Raw genomic sequence first — 556 nt, forward strand, 5'->3', positions numbered from 1 at the left:
ATCCCAGGGGGCTGCCTTCGCCATCGGTATTCCTCCACATATCTACGCATTTCACTGCTACACGTGGAATTCTACCCCCCTCTGACACACTCTAGCCTTACAGTCACAAAGGCAGTTCCCAGGTTGAGCCCGGGGATTTCACCTCTGTCTTATAAAACCGCCTGCGCACGCTTTACGCCCAGTAATTCCGATTAACGCTTGCACCCTACGTATTACCGCGGCTGCTGGCACGTAGTTAGCCGGTGCTTATTCTTCAGGTACCGTCATTAGCCATGGATATTAGCCACAACCGTTTCTTCCCTGACAAAAGAGCTTTACAACCCGAAGGCCTTCTTCACTCACGCGGCATTGCTGGATCAGGGTTGCCCCCATTGTCCAAAATTCCCCACTGCTGCCTCCCGTAGGAGTCTGGACCGTGTCTCAGTTCCAGTGTGGCTGGTCGTCCTCTCAGACCAGCTACTGATCGTCGCCTTGGTGAGCCTTTACCTCACCAACTAGCTAATCAGATATCGGCCACTCTTATAGCACGAGGTCTTACGATCCCCCGCTTTCCTCC

General features: G+C 53.4%; 1 rRNA gene. It reads right to left on the reverse strand.

Features of this window, described 5'->3' with window-relative positions:
* A 16S ribosomal RNA gene (locus IE103_RS18290) occupies positions 1-556 on the reverse strand; the annotation flags it as partial.

The organism is Affinundibacterium macrobrachii (genome assembly GCF_014652415.1).
Lineage (GTDB): Bacteria > Pseudomonadota > Gammaproteobacteria > Burkholderiales > Burkholderiaceae_D > Undibacterium > Undibacterium macrobrachii.